The 15966-nt window shown below is 68.7% G+C and carries 16 protein-coding genes and 1 pseudogene; 13 read left to right on the top strand and 4 right to left on the bottom strand.

The features are described from left to right. Positions 1–7: 7 nt before the first annotated feature. On the bottom strand, positions 8–652 hold the full coding sequence (locus ABZ412_RS30705; protein WP_357287111.1) for a TetR family transcriptional regulator: 645 nt from the start codon (positions 650–652) through the stop codon (positions 8–10). Positions 653–768: 116 nt separating this feature from the next. Between ABZ412_RS30705 and ABZ412_RS30710 the strand changes: the two genes are divergently transcribed. After that, positions 769–1926 (top strand): lipase family protein, encoded by a 1158-nt coding sequence (locus ABZ412_RS30710; RefSeq protein WP_357287113.1) that lies wholly within the window; start codon positions 769–771, stop codon positions 1924–1926. Between the two features lie 70 nt (positions 1927–1996). Here ABZ412_RS30710 and ABZ412_RS30715 read toward each other — a convergent pair whose 3' ends face one another. Together ABZ412_RS30715 and ABZ412_RS30720 are read right to left on the bottom strand one after the other, a co-directional pair. Then, positions 1997–2779: a VOC family protein gene (locus tag ABZ412_RS30715; RefSeq protein ID WP_357287116.1), complete on the bottom strand. Its 783-nt coding sequence runs from the start codon at positions 2777–2779 to the stop codon at positions 1997–1999. Between the two features lie 98 nt (positions 2780–2877). Next, positions 2878–4665: an ABC transporter ATP-binding protein gene (locus ABZ412_RS30720; RefSeq protein WP_357287119.1), complete on the bottom strand. Its 1788-nt coding sequence runs from the start codon at positions 4663–4665 to the stop codon at positions 2878–2880. A gap of 84 nt (positions 4666–4749) precedes the next feature. Between ABZ412_RS30720 and ABZ412_RS30725 the strand changes: the two genes are divergently transcribed. The 11 genes from ABZ412_RS30725 to thpD all read left to right on the top strand — a co-directional run bounded on the left by ABZ412_RS30725 (position 4750) and on the right by thpD (position 14172). Then, positions 4750–5232 carry a MarR family transcriptional regulator gene (locus ABZ412_RS30725; RefSeq protein WP_357287122.1) on the top strand — a complete coding sequence of 161 codons (483 nt, stop codon included), beginning with the start codon at positions 4750–4752 and terminating at the stop codon, positions 5230–5232. A gap of 64 nt (positions 5233–5296) precedes the next feature. Then, a complete protein-coding gene (locus tag ABZ412_RS30730; protein ID WP_357287125.1) occupies positions 5297–5941 on the top strand; it encodes a pentapeptide repeat-containing protein in 645 nt (214 codons plus the stop codon). Between the two features lie 41 nt (positions 5942–5982). After that, positions 5983–8235 carry a molybdopterin-dependent oxidoreductase gene (locus tag ABZ412_RS30735; protein ID WP_357287127.1) on the top strand — a complete coding sequence of 751 codons (2253 nt, stop codon included), beginning with the start codon at positions 5983–5985 and terminating at the stop codon, positions 8233–8235. Next, positions 8232–8735, top strand: coding sequence for a helix-turn-helix domain-containing protein (locus ABZ412_RS30740; RefSeq protein WP_357287130.1), 504 nt, complete (start codon positions 8232–8234; stop codon positions 8733–8735). The genes ABZ412_RS30735 and ABZ412_RS30740 overlap by 4 nt, the downstream gene beginning before the upstream one ends. A 28-nt stretch (positions 8736–8763) precedes the next feature. Then, positions 8764–9306: a YaeQ family protein gene (locus ABZ412_RS30745; RefSeq protein WP_357287133.1), complete on the top strand. Its 543-nt coding sequence runs from the start codon at positions 8764–8766 to the stop codon at positions 9304–9306. Then, on the top strand, positions 9306–9992 hold the full coding sequence (locus ABZ412_RS30750) for a L,D-transpeptidase family protein (protein WP_357287134.1): 687 nt from the start codon (positions 9306–9308) through the stop codon (positions 9990–9992). The genes ABZ412_RS30745 and ABZ412_RS30750 overlap by 1 nt, the downstream gene beginning before the upstream one ends. A gap of 250 nt (positions 9993–10242) precedes the next feature. After that, positions 10243–10968 (top strand): response regulator transcription factor, encoded by a 726-nt coding sequence (locus ABZ412_RS30755; protein WP_357287137.1) that lies wholly within the window; start codon positions 10243–10245, stop codon positions 10966–10968. 105 nt (positions 10969–11073) lie between these two features. After that, positions 11074–11610, top strand: coding sequence for a diaminobutyrate acetyltransferase (gene ectA, locus ABZ412_RS30760; RefSeq protein WP_357287140.1), 537 nt, complete (start codon positions 11074–11076; stop codon positions 11608–11610). Next, on the top strand, positions 11607–12887 hold the full coding sequence (ectB, locus tag ABZ412_RS30765) for a diaminobutyrate--2-oxoglutarate transaminase (RefSeq protein WP_357287143.1): 1281 nt from the start codon (positions 11607–11609) through the stop codon (positions 12885–12887). Before ectA ends, ectB begins: the two co-directional genes overlap by 4 nt. Position 12888: 1 nt before the next feature. Continuing rightward, entirely contained in the window at positions 12889–13278 is a 390-nt protein-coding gene (locus ABZ412_RS30770; RefSeq protein WP_357287145.1) for an ectoine synthase, read from the top strand. 9 nt (positions 13279–13287) lie between these two features. Next, a complete protein-coding gene (thpD, locus tag ABZ412_RS30775; RefSeq protein WP_357287148.1) occupies positions 13288–14172 on the top strand; it encodes an ectoine hydroxylase in 885 nt (294 codons plus the stop codon). A 6-nt stretch (positions 14173–14178) separates the two neighbouring features. Here thpD and ABZ412_RS30780 read toward each other — a convergent pair. Then, positions 14179–15155, bottom strand: a pseudogene (locus ABZ412_RS30780) (oxygenase MpaB family protein). 112 nt (positions 15156–15267) lie between these two features. On the opposite strand from ABZ412_RS30780, the gene ABZ412_RS30785 reads away from it, so the two are divergent. Continuing rightward, positions 15268–15927, top strand: coding sequence for a TetR/AcrR family transcriptional regulator (locus ABZ412_RS30785; protein WP_357287151.1), 660 nt, complete (start codon positions 15268–15270; stop codon positions 15925–15927). Positions 15928–15966 lie beyond the last annotated feature (39 nt).

A 15966-nucleotide genomic window follows, 5' to 3' on the forward strand; every position in this document is an offset into this window, starting at 1 on the left:
GCGGCGGCTATCGCTCGGATCCGCGTGCCGCCGCGGGGATCTCGAGCCCGTGCTGGATCGCGGCGACGGCGTCGTCGAGGATCTCGTAGAGGCTGCGCAGCGACGGGTCCGCGCCGGCCACCCAATGGTCGAGTCCGACGCCGAAGGCCGCGAAGCAGGTCGCGGCGGCCAGTTTCGCCCGCAGGTCGTCGGCGCTGAGCCCGGCCCGGCGGGCGAAACTGCGAGCCAGGGCGTCGCGGCGGCCGAAGGCTCCGGTGAAATTCTCCTGGCGCAGCTGCGGATTGGCGATCAGCACCAGCCGCGCCCGCCGCGCCGTGTCGGCTTGGCGGCGGCGCAGGTCGAGTTCGGCGTCGTCGAGCAGGAAGTCGCGCAGCGCCGCGCGCAACGCGACGAATACCGCCTCGTCGGGCGGCCGGCGGTCCAGGGCTGCCAGCAGGTAGGACATGACGTCCTCCTCGTGGCTGAAGACCACGGCCGTCTTTCCGGGGAAGTGGCGGTGGAAGGTGCGCCGCGAGACCTGCGCGGCGTCGGCGATCTCCTGCACGGTGGTCGCCTCGAAGCCACGCCGTTCGAACAGCAGCAGCGCGGCATCGATCAGCTCGCGCCGTACCCTGGCCTTCTCGCGTTCCCGCATCCCGGTGGCTGCCGTCATCCCGACCTTTCGTGCCGTGTCACCCCCTGGTGTCTCAAAGTGACACTTCTCAGGATAGTCTCGCGGAAGTGTCTCACTGTGACACCAGAGCGAGACGAGTACGAGAGGACTCCTCGATGACGCGATGTGCCTGGCCCCGCCGCGGTGGCGCCATGATCACCCTGGTCTCGGCGGCCGTGCTGGCCTCCGGGCCGCTCGCCGCCACCGCCGTGGCCGCCCCGCCCGCTCAGGCCGAGAGCGCGTCCCCGGGCGCGGTCGTCGCGGATGCGGCGCTGCCGCAGCAGCTGTGGCTCGACGGCACCGCATCGGCCCGCAAACTCACCTACTGGACCCGCGATTCGGCGGATCAGCCCGCGCTGTCCACCGGCGTCGTGTTCACCCCGGCGGGCACCCCGCCGCCCGGCGGCTGGCCGGTGCTGTCGTGGGAGCACGGCACGGTCGGCATCGGCGACGACTGCGCGCCCTCGGTGACCGGTCGCTCCGAGCGCGACAACGGCTTCCTGGCCACCTGGCTGCGGCAGGGCTACGCCATCGTCGCCACCGACTACATCGGGCTGGGCACCCCCGGCGTGCACGCCTACCTCGATGGCCGCGCCGAGGCGCACGCCGCCATCGACATGGTGCGCGCCGCGCGTGCGGTGGACCGGTCGCTGGCCTCGAAGTGGGTGGCGATCGGTCAGTCGCAGGGCGGCGGGGCCGCGGTGTTCACCGCCTCGCTCGCGACTCGCTATGCGCCCGAACTGGATTACCGCGGCGCGGTCGCCACCGGCCCGGCTTCCAATATCGTCGACGCGGCCACGCTGATCGGCCCTGGCACCGCCGTCGGGTCCCCGCACATCACCGCCTACGCCACCTACGTCCTCAACGGCCTGAAGGCGGCCCGCCCGGACTTCGACCTGGACAGCTACCTCAGCCCGGAGGGCAAGGACCTGGTCGAGGACGCCAAGACGCTGTGCTTCACGCCGCTGGCCGAACGCGCCGACGGGCTGACGCTGGGCCGGCTGCTGTCGCGTCCGCTGGCCCAGGGTGATTTCGTGCCCACCGCGCGCTCGGTCATGGATGTGCCGCTGACCGGCTACGACCGGCCGCTGTTCATCGGCCAGGGCACCAACGACACCGACGTCCCCGCGCCGCTGACCGCCAAGCTGGTCGCCGACATGGCGCTGGCGGGCACCTTCCCGGAGGTGCACGTCTACGCGGGCAAGGACCACAGTGGCGCGATGCTGGCCTCGCTGGCCGACAGCGTGCCCTTCGTGGCCCGGCTCTTCGCCTGACGCGAACCGCTCCGAACAGGCGAAAGGCCGAGTGGCGCACTGCCACTCGGCCCTTGCGCTCGGCTCGGCGTCAGCCGCTGGTGACGGTGGTGTCGATGAGGCCGAACACCTCACCCTGCGGCCCGGACACGATGCCCATGCGTCCGAAGGGGCTGTCCGAGGGACCCATGAGGACGGTCGCGCCGAGTGAGTTCGCCTTGTCCAGCGCGGCGTCGGCGCCCGCGACCTGGAACCAGGTCAGCCAGTAATTGGGTGCGCCGCCGGGCTGTCCGCTGCTGTCGGCCATGCCGCCCATCGGCCGTCCGTCCGGACCGGCGAAGGTGGAGTACGGCATCTGCTCGTTGCCGATCTCGTCGAAGGACCAGCCGAAGACGGATGTGTAGAAGTCCTGGGACGGCTTGTAGCCGGTGGTCTGCAGGTCGTTCCAGCAGTACGCGCCGGGCTCGTTGTAGATCTGGGCGCCGGTGTGCGCCTTGGCTTCCCAGACGCCGAACACCGCGTTCGCGGTGTCGGCGGCGATGAACATGCGCCCGACGTCCATGACGTCGAAGGGCGGCATGAAGACCGCGCCGCCGGCCTCGGTCACCGCGCCGGCGATCTTGTCGGCGCTGTCGGCGGCGAAGTAGGTGGTCCACACCGAGGGCATGGGGTCGGGGCCCATCTTGGGTCCGATGCCGGCGGCGGGTTTGCCGTTGAGCATGGCCATCAGATAGCCGCCGGCCTCGGGCGGGCTGTCGAGGACTTCCCAGCCGAGCAGCTGGGAGTAGAAGTCCCGCGCGGCGGCGGGATCGTCGACCGAGCAGTCGACCCAACACGGAGTTCCTTGCGGCCAAACCTTGTCTGTCGTGGGCATCCGGATCCTCCCGATAACGGTCGGTGGCGGCCGGCCGCTGCGGTCGGCCGGACCCAGAATACCGATTGGTTCGCCGTGATCGGTGCGATCCATCCAGGTCAGACGTCCAACGCCCCGACCACGTCGTCGAAGGTGTCGCGGGCCAGCAGCTCCGCGTAGAACCCATTGCGCTCGACCAGTTCCCGATGCGTCCCGCGCTCCACCACGCGGCCGCGGTCGAGCACCACGATCTGATCGGCGTCGCGGATGGTCGACAATCGGTGCGCGATCGTGATGGTGGTCCGATTCGCCGACAGCGTGTCGATGGCGGCCTGCACCTCCCGCTCGGTGCGGGTGTCCAGTGCGCTGGTCGCCTCGTCGAGCACCATGATCGGCGGATTGCGCAGGATCGCCCGCGCCACCGCCAGCCGCTGCTTCTCGCCCCCGGAGAACCGGTAGCCGCGCTCGCCGACCAGGGTGTCGTAGCCGTCGGGCAGGCTCATGATGTGGTCGTGGATCTGCGCCGCGCGCGCCGCGGCGTGCAGTTCGGCCTCGGTGGCATCGGGTTTGGCGAAGCGCAGGTTGTCGGCGACCGAGGAGTGGAACAGGTAGGTCTCCTGCGACACCACGCCCACCGCCGCGGACAGGTCGGCGAACGACAGGTCCCGCACGTCGATCCCGTCGACGGTGACCCGTCCGGCCGTCACGTCGTAGAGCCGCGCCACCAGGTAGCCGAGAGTCGTCTTGCCCGAACCGGTTTCGCCGACGATGGCCAGGCTGGTCCCGGCGGGCACATCGATGTCGACGTCGCTGAGCACGTCCCGGTCCGCGTCGTACGCGAAGCCGACCCGGTCGAACCGCACCGCACCGGTCACCCGCTCGGGCAACGGGGTGGGTCGCACGGGCTCCTCGATATCGGGTCGCAGATCCAGGTATTCGAAGATCCGCCCGAACAACGCCAGGGAGCTCTGGATGTCCACGCCGGTCGACAGCAGCATCACCGATGGCCGCAGCAAGCCGCTCTGCAGCGTGGTGAACGCGACCAGGGTGCCGATCGACACCAGCGGATGCCCCGAGGCCACGGTCATGCCCGCCGCCCAGTAGACCACCGCGGGCATGGCCGCCATCACAATGGAGATGGTGGACTGCCGCCACCGCCCGGCCATGCTGGCGCGGATCTCGAGATCCACCAGCCCGCGCGATTCCCGGGTGAAGTCCTCGACCAGCGCGGGGGAGCGGCCCATGGTGCGCGCCAACAGGATTCCGCTCACCGACAGCGATTCCTCCACGATCGCCGACATGCCCGCCAGCTTGCGCTGCTTCTCCCCGGTGATGCGCCGGCGCTCGGAGCCGACCCGGCGGCTGATCCACACGAACAGCGGCAGCATGGCCAGTGAGACCAGGGTGAGCCGCCAGTCGAGCGCGAACATGGCGATGACCGCCGCGACGACGGAGGTGAAGTTGGAGACCAGGGAGGTGAGCGTCGAGGTGACGGTGGACTGCATGCCGCCGATGTCGTTGGCGATGCGCGACTGCACCTCGCCGGTGCGGGTGGCGGTGAAGAACGACAGCGGCATGGATTGCAGCCGCGCGTAGACCGCCGAGCGCAGATCGTGCATGACGTCCTGGCCGACGCCGGTGGAGATGTAGGTCTGCAGCACGCCGAACACGCTGTTCAGCGCGGCCACGGCGATCATGCCCGCGGCCAGCAGGGTGAGCAGGCCGGTGCGGCCGCCGGGCAGGGCGTCGTCGATGATGCCGCGCAGCAGGAACGGGGAGGCCAGACCGGCCAGCGAGGCCAGGCCGACCAGGGCCGCGACCAGGGCCAGGCGTCCCCGGTAGGGGTGGAAGAGCCGGACGATCCGGCGAAGTTCTGTTTCCGAAGTCTGATTCGCTTTCGAAGTCACAGCGCCTCCTTTCGCAGGGAGTCACACGCTGTAACTGAGTCTGACTCATTATTGTTCCGAGGACAATGAGTTATGCTCTGAATCATGTCGAGCACGCCCGCGGACCAGCCGCGCGCCACCGGGGAACCCCGCGAGGACGACCTCGCCGACCTGTTCCTGCGCGCGACCAAACGCCTGCACCGCACCCAGGCCACGCGACTGTCCCCGCTGGGCCTGACCCCGGCTCAGGCCCGCGCGCTGCGCATCATCGGCCGCGCCGCCGAGCGCGGGGGTGAACCGCTGCGTATGTCGGCGCTGGCCGAACATCTGGGCATCGTGCCGCGCTCGGCCACCACCGTGGTCGACGCGCTGGTGGCCGCCGGTCTGGTTGCCCGCGAAGCGGATCCGGCCAATCGCCGCGCCACCCTGGTGACCCCGACCGCCGCCGGTCGCGACGCGCTCGACCGCATGTTCGCGGCTCGGCGCGACGCCGCCGAGGAGATGTTCGCCGCCCTCACCCCGGAACAGCGCTATACCCTGCGCGATCTGCTCGCCGCACTGACCTCCGGCGAAACCGCGCCGCGCTGACGGGCATACAGTCGGGCGTGTTCGCCGATCCGAGCTCGTCATCTCCACAGCAAGGAGCCCGATAATGCCGCGTGAGCTGGCCGACCTGCCCTTCGCCCGTTTCCTGGAGCCGCAGGACGCGCTGCGCGACGAAGGCGCGTACGACTGCGCGCATTTCGACGGCCTGTCCCTGGACGACCCGCAGCTGCGCGGGGTCGCCTTCACCGAGTGCGCCATCTCGGCCACCACCGTGAACGGCGGCTTCTTCCGGTATTCGCGCTTCAACGACGTCTGGCTCAACAGCACCCGCTGGATCCGCACCGATCTGTCCGAAACCAATTGGATGGACGCGGAATTCGTGATGGCCGCGCTGTCGGGGGTGGAGGCGTTCGGTTCGGTGCTGCGCCGGGTGAGCTTCCACAACTGCAAGTTCGATTCGGTGAATCTGCGCGGCGCGACGCTCACCGACGTCTCGTTCGTGGACTGCGTGCTGCGCGATGTGGACATCAGCGAGGCCAAGGCGACCTCGGTGAGCTTCCCGGGCTCGGAGATCTCCGGGTTGTCGCTGCGCAACGCGAAGCTGAAGCAGGTGGATCTGCGCCAGGCCCGGTCGATCGGCGTCTCCAGCGGTGTCGAGTCGCTGTCGGGCGCGCTGGTCACCAATACTCAGCTGCTCGAGCTGGCCCCGGTGTTCGCGCATGCGTTCGGGATCGTGGTCAAGGATCTCTGAGTTAGTAGCGCTAGTGAACTGACTCGAGTTACGCTGCTCACATGACGGAGTGGCGGCCCACGGCCTGCATCCTGTGCGAGTGCAACTGCGGCATCCAGGTGCTGCTCGGCCCGGACGGCCGGTCCTTCGAGAAGATCCGCGGAGACAAGCTGCATCCCGCCTCGGAGGGCTACACCTGCAACAAGGCTCTGCAGCTGGACCGCTACCAGAACGGGCGCACCGGCCGCCTGACCTCGCCGCTGCGCCGACGCGCCGACGGCAGCTTCGAGGAAATCGATTGGGACACCGCGATTTCCGAGATCTCGGCTCGGCTGCTCGAGATCGGCCACCACTTCGGCGGGGAGTCGATCTTCTACTACGGCGGCGGCGGTCAGGGCAATCACCTGGGCGGCGCGTACGCCCCGGCGACCATGGCCGCCTTCGGCATGAAGTACCGCTCCAGCGCGCTGGCGCAGGAGAAGACCGGCGACTTCTGGGTGGGCGCGCGCATGACGGGCTACCCGATGCGCGCCGATGTCGAGCACGCCGAGGTGGCGTTCTTCATCGGCAAGAATCCCTATCAGTCGCACGGCTTCCCGCGAGCGCGCACCGTGCTCAAGGAGATCGCCAAGGATCCCGCCCGGTCCATGATCGTGCTGGATCCGGTCCGCACCGAGACCGCGGAACTGGCCGACTTCCACCTGCAGCTCAAGCCCGGCACCGATGTGTACCTGCTCACGGCCATGGCCGCGATCCTGGTGCGCGACAACCTCCTCGACGGCGAGTGGCTGGCCGCCCACACCACCGGACTCGACGCCGTCCTCGAGGTGCTGCGGGCGGTGCCGATCGAGAAGTACTGCGCTATAGCCGATGTCGACCCGGAGCTGGTGACCGCGGCGACGCACCGGCTGGCGGCGGCCGAATCGGTGGCTGCGCTCGAGGACCTCGGCGTGCAGATGAACCGGTACTCGACCGTGGTCAGTTATGTCGAGAAGCTGGTGTGGCTGCTCACCGGCAATGTCGGAAAGCCCGGCACCCAATACGCCTTCACCGGACTGAGCAATCTCGGCCACGACCGCGGCCATCCGGCCGGCGAGGGCCCCAAGAGCCCGGTGGCGGGCGCGCAGATCGTGAGCGGGCTGGTGCCGTGCAATGTGATCAGCGAGGAGATCCTCACCGACCACCCCGCGCGCTACCGGGCCATGTTCATCGAGAGCGCCAATCCCGCACACTCTCTGGCCGATTCGGCCCGCATGCGCGAGGCGCTGCGGGCGCTGGAACTGGTGGTCGTCATCGACGTCGCCATGACCGAGACCGCCCGCGAGGCCGACTACGTGCTGCCCGCGCCCACCCAGTTCGAGAAGTTCGAGGCCACCTTCTTCAACTTCGACTTCCCGCGCAATATCTTCCACCTGCGCCACCCGGTGCTGGCCGCCCCGGAGGGCGTGCTGCCCGAACCCGAGATCCACGCCCGCCTGGTCGAGGCCGCGGGCGTGCTGGGCGAGGCCGATTACGCGCCGCTACGGGCCGCGCTGGCCCAGGGCCGGGAGGCGTTCGCCATGGCCTTCCTGGGCATTCTGGGCGATCCGGCCCGCTCGAAACTGGCTCCCGTGCTGCTGTACCGGACGCTGGGGGAGACCCTGCCCGATGGCGCGGCGTCGGCGGCGCTGCTGTGGGCGGCCGCCTACAACATGGTCCGCAAGTTCCCGGCCAGCGTCGAGCGTGCCGGGTACGGCACCGGATTGGCCGCCGGGGAGCGGCTGTTCGAGGCGATCCTGACGGGCAAGCACGGCATCGTGATCTCCGAGGACGACTACGAGGAGACCTGGAACCGGGTGCGCGACAAGGTGATCCGGCTGGAGGTGCCCGAGCTGCTGGAGGTGGTCGCCACCCTGCCCGAGCCCGCCGCCGACGACCCCGCCGCCTGGCCGTTCGTCCTCTCCGCCGGGGAGCGGCGGGCCTTCACCGCCAACACCATCTTCCGCGACCCGGCCTGGCGCAAGCGCGATGCGGCCGGAACCCTGCGCATCAGCACCGGCGACGCCGAACGGCTCGGGCTCACCGCCGGGGACCTGGTGCAGGTCACCACCCGCCGCGGCACCGCGCGCGTGCCCGTCGAACCCACCGACCGGATGCGCTCGGGCCACCTGTCGCTGCCCAACGGTTTCGGCCTCTCGGTCGCCGACGCCGACGGCACCCCGGTCACCACCGGGACCGCGCCCAACGAACTGACCTCGGTCGAGGATCGCGACGAATGGGTCGGCACCCCCTGGCACAAGTACGTTCCCGCCCGCCTGGATACCGTGACCACATGAAACGTACGAGTTTCGCGAACTGGCCGTGCACCGTCGCCCGCACCGTCGACCTGCTGGGCGACTGGTGGACGCCGCTGATCCTGCGCGAAGCTTTCTACGGCGCCAAGCGTTTCGACGATTTCGAATCCACCCTCGGGCTCAGCCGAAATGTCCTCACCCAGCGGCTGACCCGGCTGGTGGAGGCGGGCCTGCTCGACAAGGTCCCCTACCAGGACCGTCCGGTGCGCCACGAGTACCGGCTCACCACCCAGGGCCGCGACTTCTTTCCGGTGATCGCGGCCATGATGGCCTGGGGCGACCGCTATCTGGCCCCCGAATCCGGGGAGCCGGTGCTGCTCCACCACACCGCCTGCGACCACGACACCCACGCCGAGGTGGTGTGCGCGCACTGCCGCGAACCGCTGCGTCACGAGGACATCTCCGCACGGCTGGGCCCGGGCTTCCCGGCGCGGCTGCGCGACACGGCCCTGGCGACGGGCCGGTTCACCGACGAGCCCTGAACCGGGGGTGTTCTAAGCTGCAAGCACTATGGCCCTGAACGCGACTCTCCATACCTTCGCCGTGCAACTGTCCGACATCGATCGGGGGGTGTACGAGGAGTTGGATCTGCGGGTCGCCCAGCATCCTTCGGAGACGGCCGAATACATGCTGACCCGGGTGCTGGCCTACTGCCTCGAGTACGAGGAGGGCATCGCGTTCAGTGTCGGCGGCGTCTCCTCGACCGATGAGCCGCCGGTGATGATCCGCGATCTCACCACCCGCATGACCGCCTGGATCGATGTGGGTGCGCCCGACGCCGCCCGCATCCACCGGGGCAGCAAACTGGCCGACCGCGTGGTCATCTACACCCACCGGGATCCGGTCAAGGTACTGGCGCAGCTCCCGGCCAAGCGGATCCACCACGCTTCGGAGATCCGCGTCTACTCGTTCGACCCCACCTTCATCGAGGACGCGACCCCGTTCCTGCAGCGCCGCAACGCGCTCACGCTCTCGATCACCGACCGGCACCTGTATCTGGAGTTGAACGGCAACACGCTGTCGACCGACATCGAAGAGCACCGCCTGTCCTGATGGCCGCCTCCCGTCGACGCCTGCTCAGCGCGGCCGCGGTCACCGTGGCCCTGCTGACCGTGACGGTCGGCTGCGGCGGGCGGCACTCCGAGACCGACGATCAACCCGATTACAGCGGCCCGGCCGGGCAGGTCATCACCGTGATCTCCGAGTCGGCCGACGCGACCACGGCCACCCTCAGCGCATGGGATCGGGTTGGGGCGCAGTGGGTTCGGGCGATCGGACCGTTGCGGGCCGATGTCGGCGCGCAGGGCATCGGCCCCGCCGGCGAATCGGCGACCCGCTCACCCGCCGGAATCTGGTCGCTGACAGAGGCTTTCGGCATCGCCGCCGACAATGGCACGCGGCTGCCGTACCGGCGGGTGACGACCTCGGACTGGTGGGTGTCGGACACCGCGTCGCGGTACTACAACACGCATTACAGTTGTGCGCCGGGTAGCTGCCCGTTCGACGAATCGGCCGGTGAGGATCTGGGGAGCGCGGGCCCGGCCTACGATCACGCCGTCGTCATCGACTACAACCGCGCCCCCGTGGTCGCGGGGGCCGGATCGGCCTATTTCCTGCACGTCGGCGACGGCCACCCGACCGCGGGCTGCGTCGCGGTTCCCGCCGCCGACCTGGACCGACTCATGCGCTGGCTGGATCCGGCGCGCGGCCCGGTCATCGATATCGCCGTCCGGGAATAGGCCCGAAAACCACGATTTCGCATTCGAAACACCTTGTGCCTGTTCTCACAATGTCGCACATGCGACCTGCGGGTTACCGGACCGGGTGAATAGCCGCGCCTTCCTCCGGAGTCGCACGAAAAGCATGTTTGACGTGTGGCAATTCCATCATTGCGCGCCAGCTATCGCGCGCACACCCCAAAAGCCAGCATGTTTCGGGCAACTAAGGTTCGGGTATTCGACTTTGTCGAACGCGAAAAGGAATTGAAACATGGGTGCGAGCCTGATGATCGTGGGGGACGACTACGGGGTCCGCGGCTCCTTGCGGGCGGCGATGGAAGAGGAAGGATACGAGGTCGCCGAGGCAAGCGCGGGTGAGGCTGCGCTGGAACAGCTGCGTGTGAACGGCGCGCCGGACGTGATGGTCGTGGACCTCTTGTCCGGTGAAATGGACGCCTTCACCTGTATTCGTGAGGTCCGGCGCGCGCACGAGGTGCCGATCATGGTGGTCAGCGCCAGCAACGACACCCATGACGTGGTCGCCGCCCTGGAAGCGGGGGCCGACGACTTCGTCACCAAGCCCTTCGAGATCAAGGAGATCAGCGCGCGCATGCGGGCGCTGCGGCGGCGCCCGCACCTGGGTGGACTGCCCGACGAATCGGTGACCGAACCGCTCACCGAGATCGTGCTCGACACCGACGAGGCTGCGCCGCTGGTGCTTTCGCCCGAGGGTGGCGCCGTGCGGCGGGGCGAGGAGCAGATTCCGTTGACCATCACCGAATTCCGGCTGCTGTGCGAGCTGGCCGCGAATCCGGGCCGCGTGCTCACCCGCACCCTGCTGCTCGAAAGAGCCTGGGACGAGGGCTTCTTCGGCGACGAACGACTCGTCGACGTCCATGTGCGGCGCTTGCGCACGAAGATCGAGGTCGATCCCTCCGATCCGCGCATCGTGGTGACGGTGCGCGGGCTCGGCTACCGCCTCGACATGCCGCGTTGACGCCGCCCTGACGCTTTGATCCCGCGCGGAGTCATCGGATCGTCATGAGATCGCAATGAGTTCGCATGGAAGACCTCAACGTTGCTTGGTCAGGCTGAGATGGTCATGCAGATCTCAATCAGCAAATTTGACGCGATATCCCAGCAAACCATCCAGATCCGGGAACCCGAGCTCGCCGACGGCGCGCACATGTGGCAGATCGCCGAGAACTCCCGGGTACTCGACACCAACTCCAGCTACGCCTATCTGCTGTGGTGCCGCGATTTCCCGGCCACCTCGATGGTCGCCGAGATCGACGGCGAGGTAGCCGGTTTCGTCATCGGCTACACCCGGCCGGCGTGGCCCAACGTCCTGTTCGTCTGGCAGGTGGCCGTGGACCAGCCGCACCGCGGGCACGGACTGGGCGTGGACATGCTCGACGCCCTGCTGGAACGCGCCACCGCGCACGGCATCACCCAGCTCGAAACCACCATCTCGCCGGACAATCCGGCGTCGGTGGCCATGTTCGCCGCCCTGGCCCGCCGCCGGGGCGCGGCTCTGACCCGCACGACCTTGTTCTCGGCGGATCAATTCCCCGGCGGGCATCAGCCGGAGGATCTCTACCGCATCGCACCGGTGACCACTCAGGAGGAACCGCGATGATCACCACCACCCCCGACCTGTCCGTGTTCGCGGATCTGGAATCGAATGTGCGCGGCTACTGCCGCTCCTGGCCGACGGTGTTCGACACCGCCTCGGGAGCCTGGCTGCGCGACGAGACCGGCCGCGAATACCTGGACTTCTTCGCCGGCGCGGGCGCGCTCAACTACGGCCACAACAACCCGGTGCTCAAGCAGTCGCTGCTCGACTACATCGCGGGCGACGGCCTGACCCACGGCCTGGACATGTCCACCGTCGCCAAACGCGAACTGCTGGAATCGCTGCGCGAGCGCATCCTGCGGCCGCGCGGCCTGGACTACAAGGTGCAGTTCCCCGGACCCACCGGTGCGAACGCGGTCGAGGCGGCGCTCAAACTGGCCCGCAAGGTGACCGGCCGCACCGAGATCCTCAACTTCACCAACGCTTTTCACGGCATGACGCTGGGCGCGCTGTCGGTCACCGGCAATGCGGCCAAGCGGGCGGGTGCGGGCGTGCCGTTGCAGCACGCCACCTCGATGCCCTTCGACGGTTACCTGTCCGGCGCCGAGGGCGACTCCTTCGAATGGATGGAGCGGGTCCTCGACGACGCCTCCTCCGGCCTGGACAGTCCGGCCGCCGTCATCGTCGAGACCGTGCAGGGCGAGGGCGGGGTCAATATCGCCAGCGTGGAATGGCTGCGCAAGCTGGCCGGATTGTGCTCCGCGCGTGAGATTCTGCTGATCGTGGACGACGTGCAGATGGGCTGCGGCCGCACCGGCCCGTTCTTCTCCTTCGAGAGCGCCGGCATCACACCGGATATCGTCACGCTGTCCAAGTCGATCGGCGGCTACGGCCTGCCGATGGCGCTGGTGTTGTTCAAACCCGAACTGGACCAGTGGAAGCCGGGTGAGCACAACGGCACCTTCCGCGGCAACAACCCGGCCTTCGTGACCGCTCGCACCGCCATCGAGCACTACTGGTCCGACGACGGCCTGGAGTCGGCCACCCGGGCCAAGGGCGCGCGCATCGATCGCGCCTTGACCGGCATGGCCGCCGCCTTCGACGGCGTGAGCGCCCGCGGGCGCGGGCTGGTGCACGGCCTGGTCTTCGACGACGCCTCGCAGGCGGAGAAGGTGTGCGCCGCCGCCTTCCAGCGCGGACTGCTGGTCGAGACCTCCGGCCCCGAGGACGAGGTGGTGAAACTGCTTCCGCCGCTGACCATTTCCGAGTACGAGCTCGATCACGGACTGGAACTGCTGGCCTCCTCGCTGGATGTCGTCGGCAGCGGACGGGGGCGCTGACATGATCGTGCGCACCACCGCCGAGATCACCGGCACCGACCGCGACGTCGCGGGTCCGGGCTGGCGCAGCAAGCGGATCGTGCTGGGCGGCGACCTGGTCGGGTTCTCGTTCCACGAGACCACCATCGACGCCGAGTCCGTCCACGAATTCCACTATCGGAATCACGTCGAGGCCGTCTGGTTGGTCGAGGGTGACGGCACCCTGGTCGATCTCGACCATGGCGTCACCTACGAGCTGGGCCCCGGCTCCATGTATCTGCTCGACGGCCATGAACGCCATCGCCTGTTCGCCCGCACCCGGATGCGCATGCTGTGCGTGTTCAATCCGCCGGTGACCGGGCAGGAGGTTCACGACGAGAACGGTGTCTACCCGCTGGTCGCCGTCGACTAGGAGATTCGAATGACCCTGTCCGACTACGGATTGATCGACCGCTACCGCACCCGCACGGTCGCCGGGACGCCGCCCATCGAGCGCGACGACCCGACGGTCTGGGGCCCGATCGACTCCCACGGCCTGGCCGAGTTCGACGACAACGGCTACGCCGTGCTGGACATGCTGCTCGACCCGGACGAGGTGCGGGCGGTGGCGACCGAGATGCGGCACCTGACCAGCGATCCCGAGCTGCTGCTCGACGAGCGCGTGATCATCGAGCGGGCCTCGCATCGGGTGCGCTCGGTCTTCGACGTGCACCGGTTCAGCCCGATGATCGGGGAGCTGGTGCGCCAGGACCGGATCGCGGGTCTGGCCCGCCAGATCCTCGGCTCGGACGTCTACCTGCACCAGGCCCGGGTGAACTACATGCCCGGGTTCACCGGCGCCGGGTTCTACTGGCACTCCGACTTCGAGACCTGGCACGCCGAGGACGGCATGTCCGCCCCGCGCGCGGTGAGCCTGTCGATCGCCCTGACCGACAACTACCCGTTCAACGGCAGCCTGATGGTCATGCCCGGCTCGCACCGCACCTTCGTGCCGTGTCAGGGCGAGACGCCCACCGACCATCACCGGGTGTCGTTGCGGGAACAGCAGATCGGCGTGCCGTCCCAGGAGGCGCTCACCGACCTGGCGGGCAAGCACGGCATCACCCAGTTCACCGGTCCGGCGGGCTCGGCGTTGCTGTTCGACTCGAACCTGATGCACGGGTCCTCGGGCAACATCACGCCGTTCCCGCGCTCGAATCTGTTCCTGGTGTTCAACAGCGTCGAGAACACCCTGCGCGACCCGTATTCCGCACCGGGTCCGCGGCCGGAATACCTGGCCGCCCGCGACTTCACACCGCTGATCTGAGCCGGATCAGCTTGCGGCGGTGACGGTCCGATGCCCGCGCGTCCCGTAGCGGCGGCGGGCATCGGCCGGGGTCACCGTTTCCAGCCGCGCGGGCAGTTCGCCCTTGATGTGCTGTTCGAGGATCCGCCCGGCCATCGGCGCGATGATCGGCGCGGCCATGATCAGGCCCTTCTTGTCGAAAAGGGTGAACAGCCACACCAGGATCCGGCCCGCCGGGCGCACCAGGAGATCCACGAAGCCGGGCCGGTCGAACCGGCCCAGCTTGCGCTGCCACTTCGGCAAGGTCGCGATCGAGGCGAACGACAGTAGCCGCGCGCCGAGCGCGTAGGTCCAGCCCGCGCCGTTCTTGGGCGAGGTGAACAGCAGCTGCCGCATACCGTCCTGGGCGGCTTCCGAAGTGCACAGGCGCGCACGGACATCCGCGTAGTACTGGCGTACGCCCTCGCGGGTGATCGGCACGTCCTCGGGCTTGCAGGTCTGCAGGTCTGCAGCTCGGCGGCGATGCGGCACTCGCGCCAGTACTGCGCCTCCTCCTCGGGAGTCAGTCCGGGCCCGAACATCTCGTAGGCCTTGAGCACCGACTGCCAGCCGGTGATGTGGATCCACAGCTGGGTCTCGGGGGAGTTGGCGCTGTAGCGCTGGCCGCTGATCGGCTCGATGCCGGTGTTCTTCGCGTGCACCGTCATCAGATGCTCCGAGGCCTGGATGGCGGTGCGGGAATCGCCGATGGCCACGATCAGGAAGTAGGCGAAGGTGGCGTCGAGGCGGTCGCGCGGCTCGGAGTAGATCTTGCCGGTGTCGGCGACCGCCGCGGTCAGGAACGGATCGAAGTGCTCGAGGGTGACCGCGCGCTGGAATCCGATGACGGCGGTGGGGGAGGTCCACACCTTCCAGCTCGGGGAATCCGGGCCGAAGAAGCCGTAGTCGTCGCGGCGGAGGGTGGTCGGATCGAAGGTCACTGGGGGCTCCTCTGCAGGTTCGATCCCATGGAATACAACGCCACCGTAGCAATTGCGTGGAATGAATACAACGGTGGCGTAGCTTTACTCTGGACGGGCGCGTGACCTCGCGATCCGGGATGACAGAATGGGGCCGATGAAGGTGGAGGCAGGGGATGAGGGCATGACGGCCGACCGGCCGCGCCGGCGCTACGCGCCCCGGCTGCCACCCGAGGAACGCCGCGCGCAATTGCTCGACGCCGCCTTCGCGGTCCTGGAGAAAGTCGAACTCCACGAGCTCGGCATGGAGGCCGTCGCCGCCGAGGCCGGCGTGGGAAAGCCCGTGCTGTACACCGTCTTCAAGACCCGCGCCGAACTCGTCGCCGCCCTGCTCGAACGCGAACGCGAACGCGCCCTCGAGCAGGTCGCCGACACCCTGCCCACCGACCTGCTCGGCGCGGATCCGGTGGTCGCGGCCTCCGCCTCGGTCCGCGCGTTCGTCGATGTGGCCCTGGACAATCCGACCCGGTGGCGGCTGCTGCTCTCGGGTCCCGGCAATGCCCCCGACGAATACCGCGAGGCCATCCGCAGCTCCCGCGCGGGCATCTTCGACCAGGCCGAGGCGCTGGTCCGCATGGGCCTCATCACCGATTCCCGCTGGGCCGGAATCGATTCCGGCCTGCTCACCAACTCGCTGCTGACCATCGCCGAGATGCTGGGCCGGATGGCGGTCAGTGAACCGGATGTATACCCCCGTGAACGCATCGAGGGATTCGTCCAGGCCATCGTCGCGCTGCTCGTCGGCACCGGCCAGTAACCGAAAACGCCACCCCATCGCCCCTGATGTCGCGAAAGT

The sequence above is a fragment of the Nocardia sp. NPDC005746 genome (assembly GCF_040630785.1).
Classification (GTDB): domain Bacteria; phylum Actinomycetota; class Actinomycetes; order Mycobacteriales; family Mycobacteriaceae; genus Nocardia.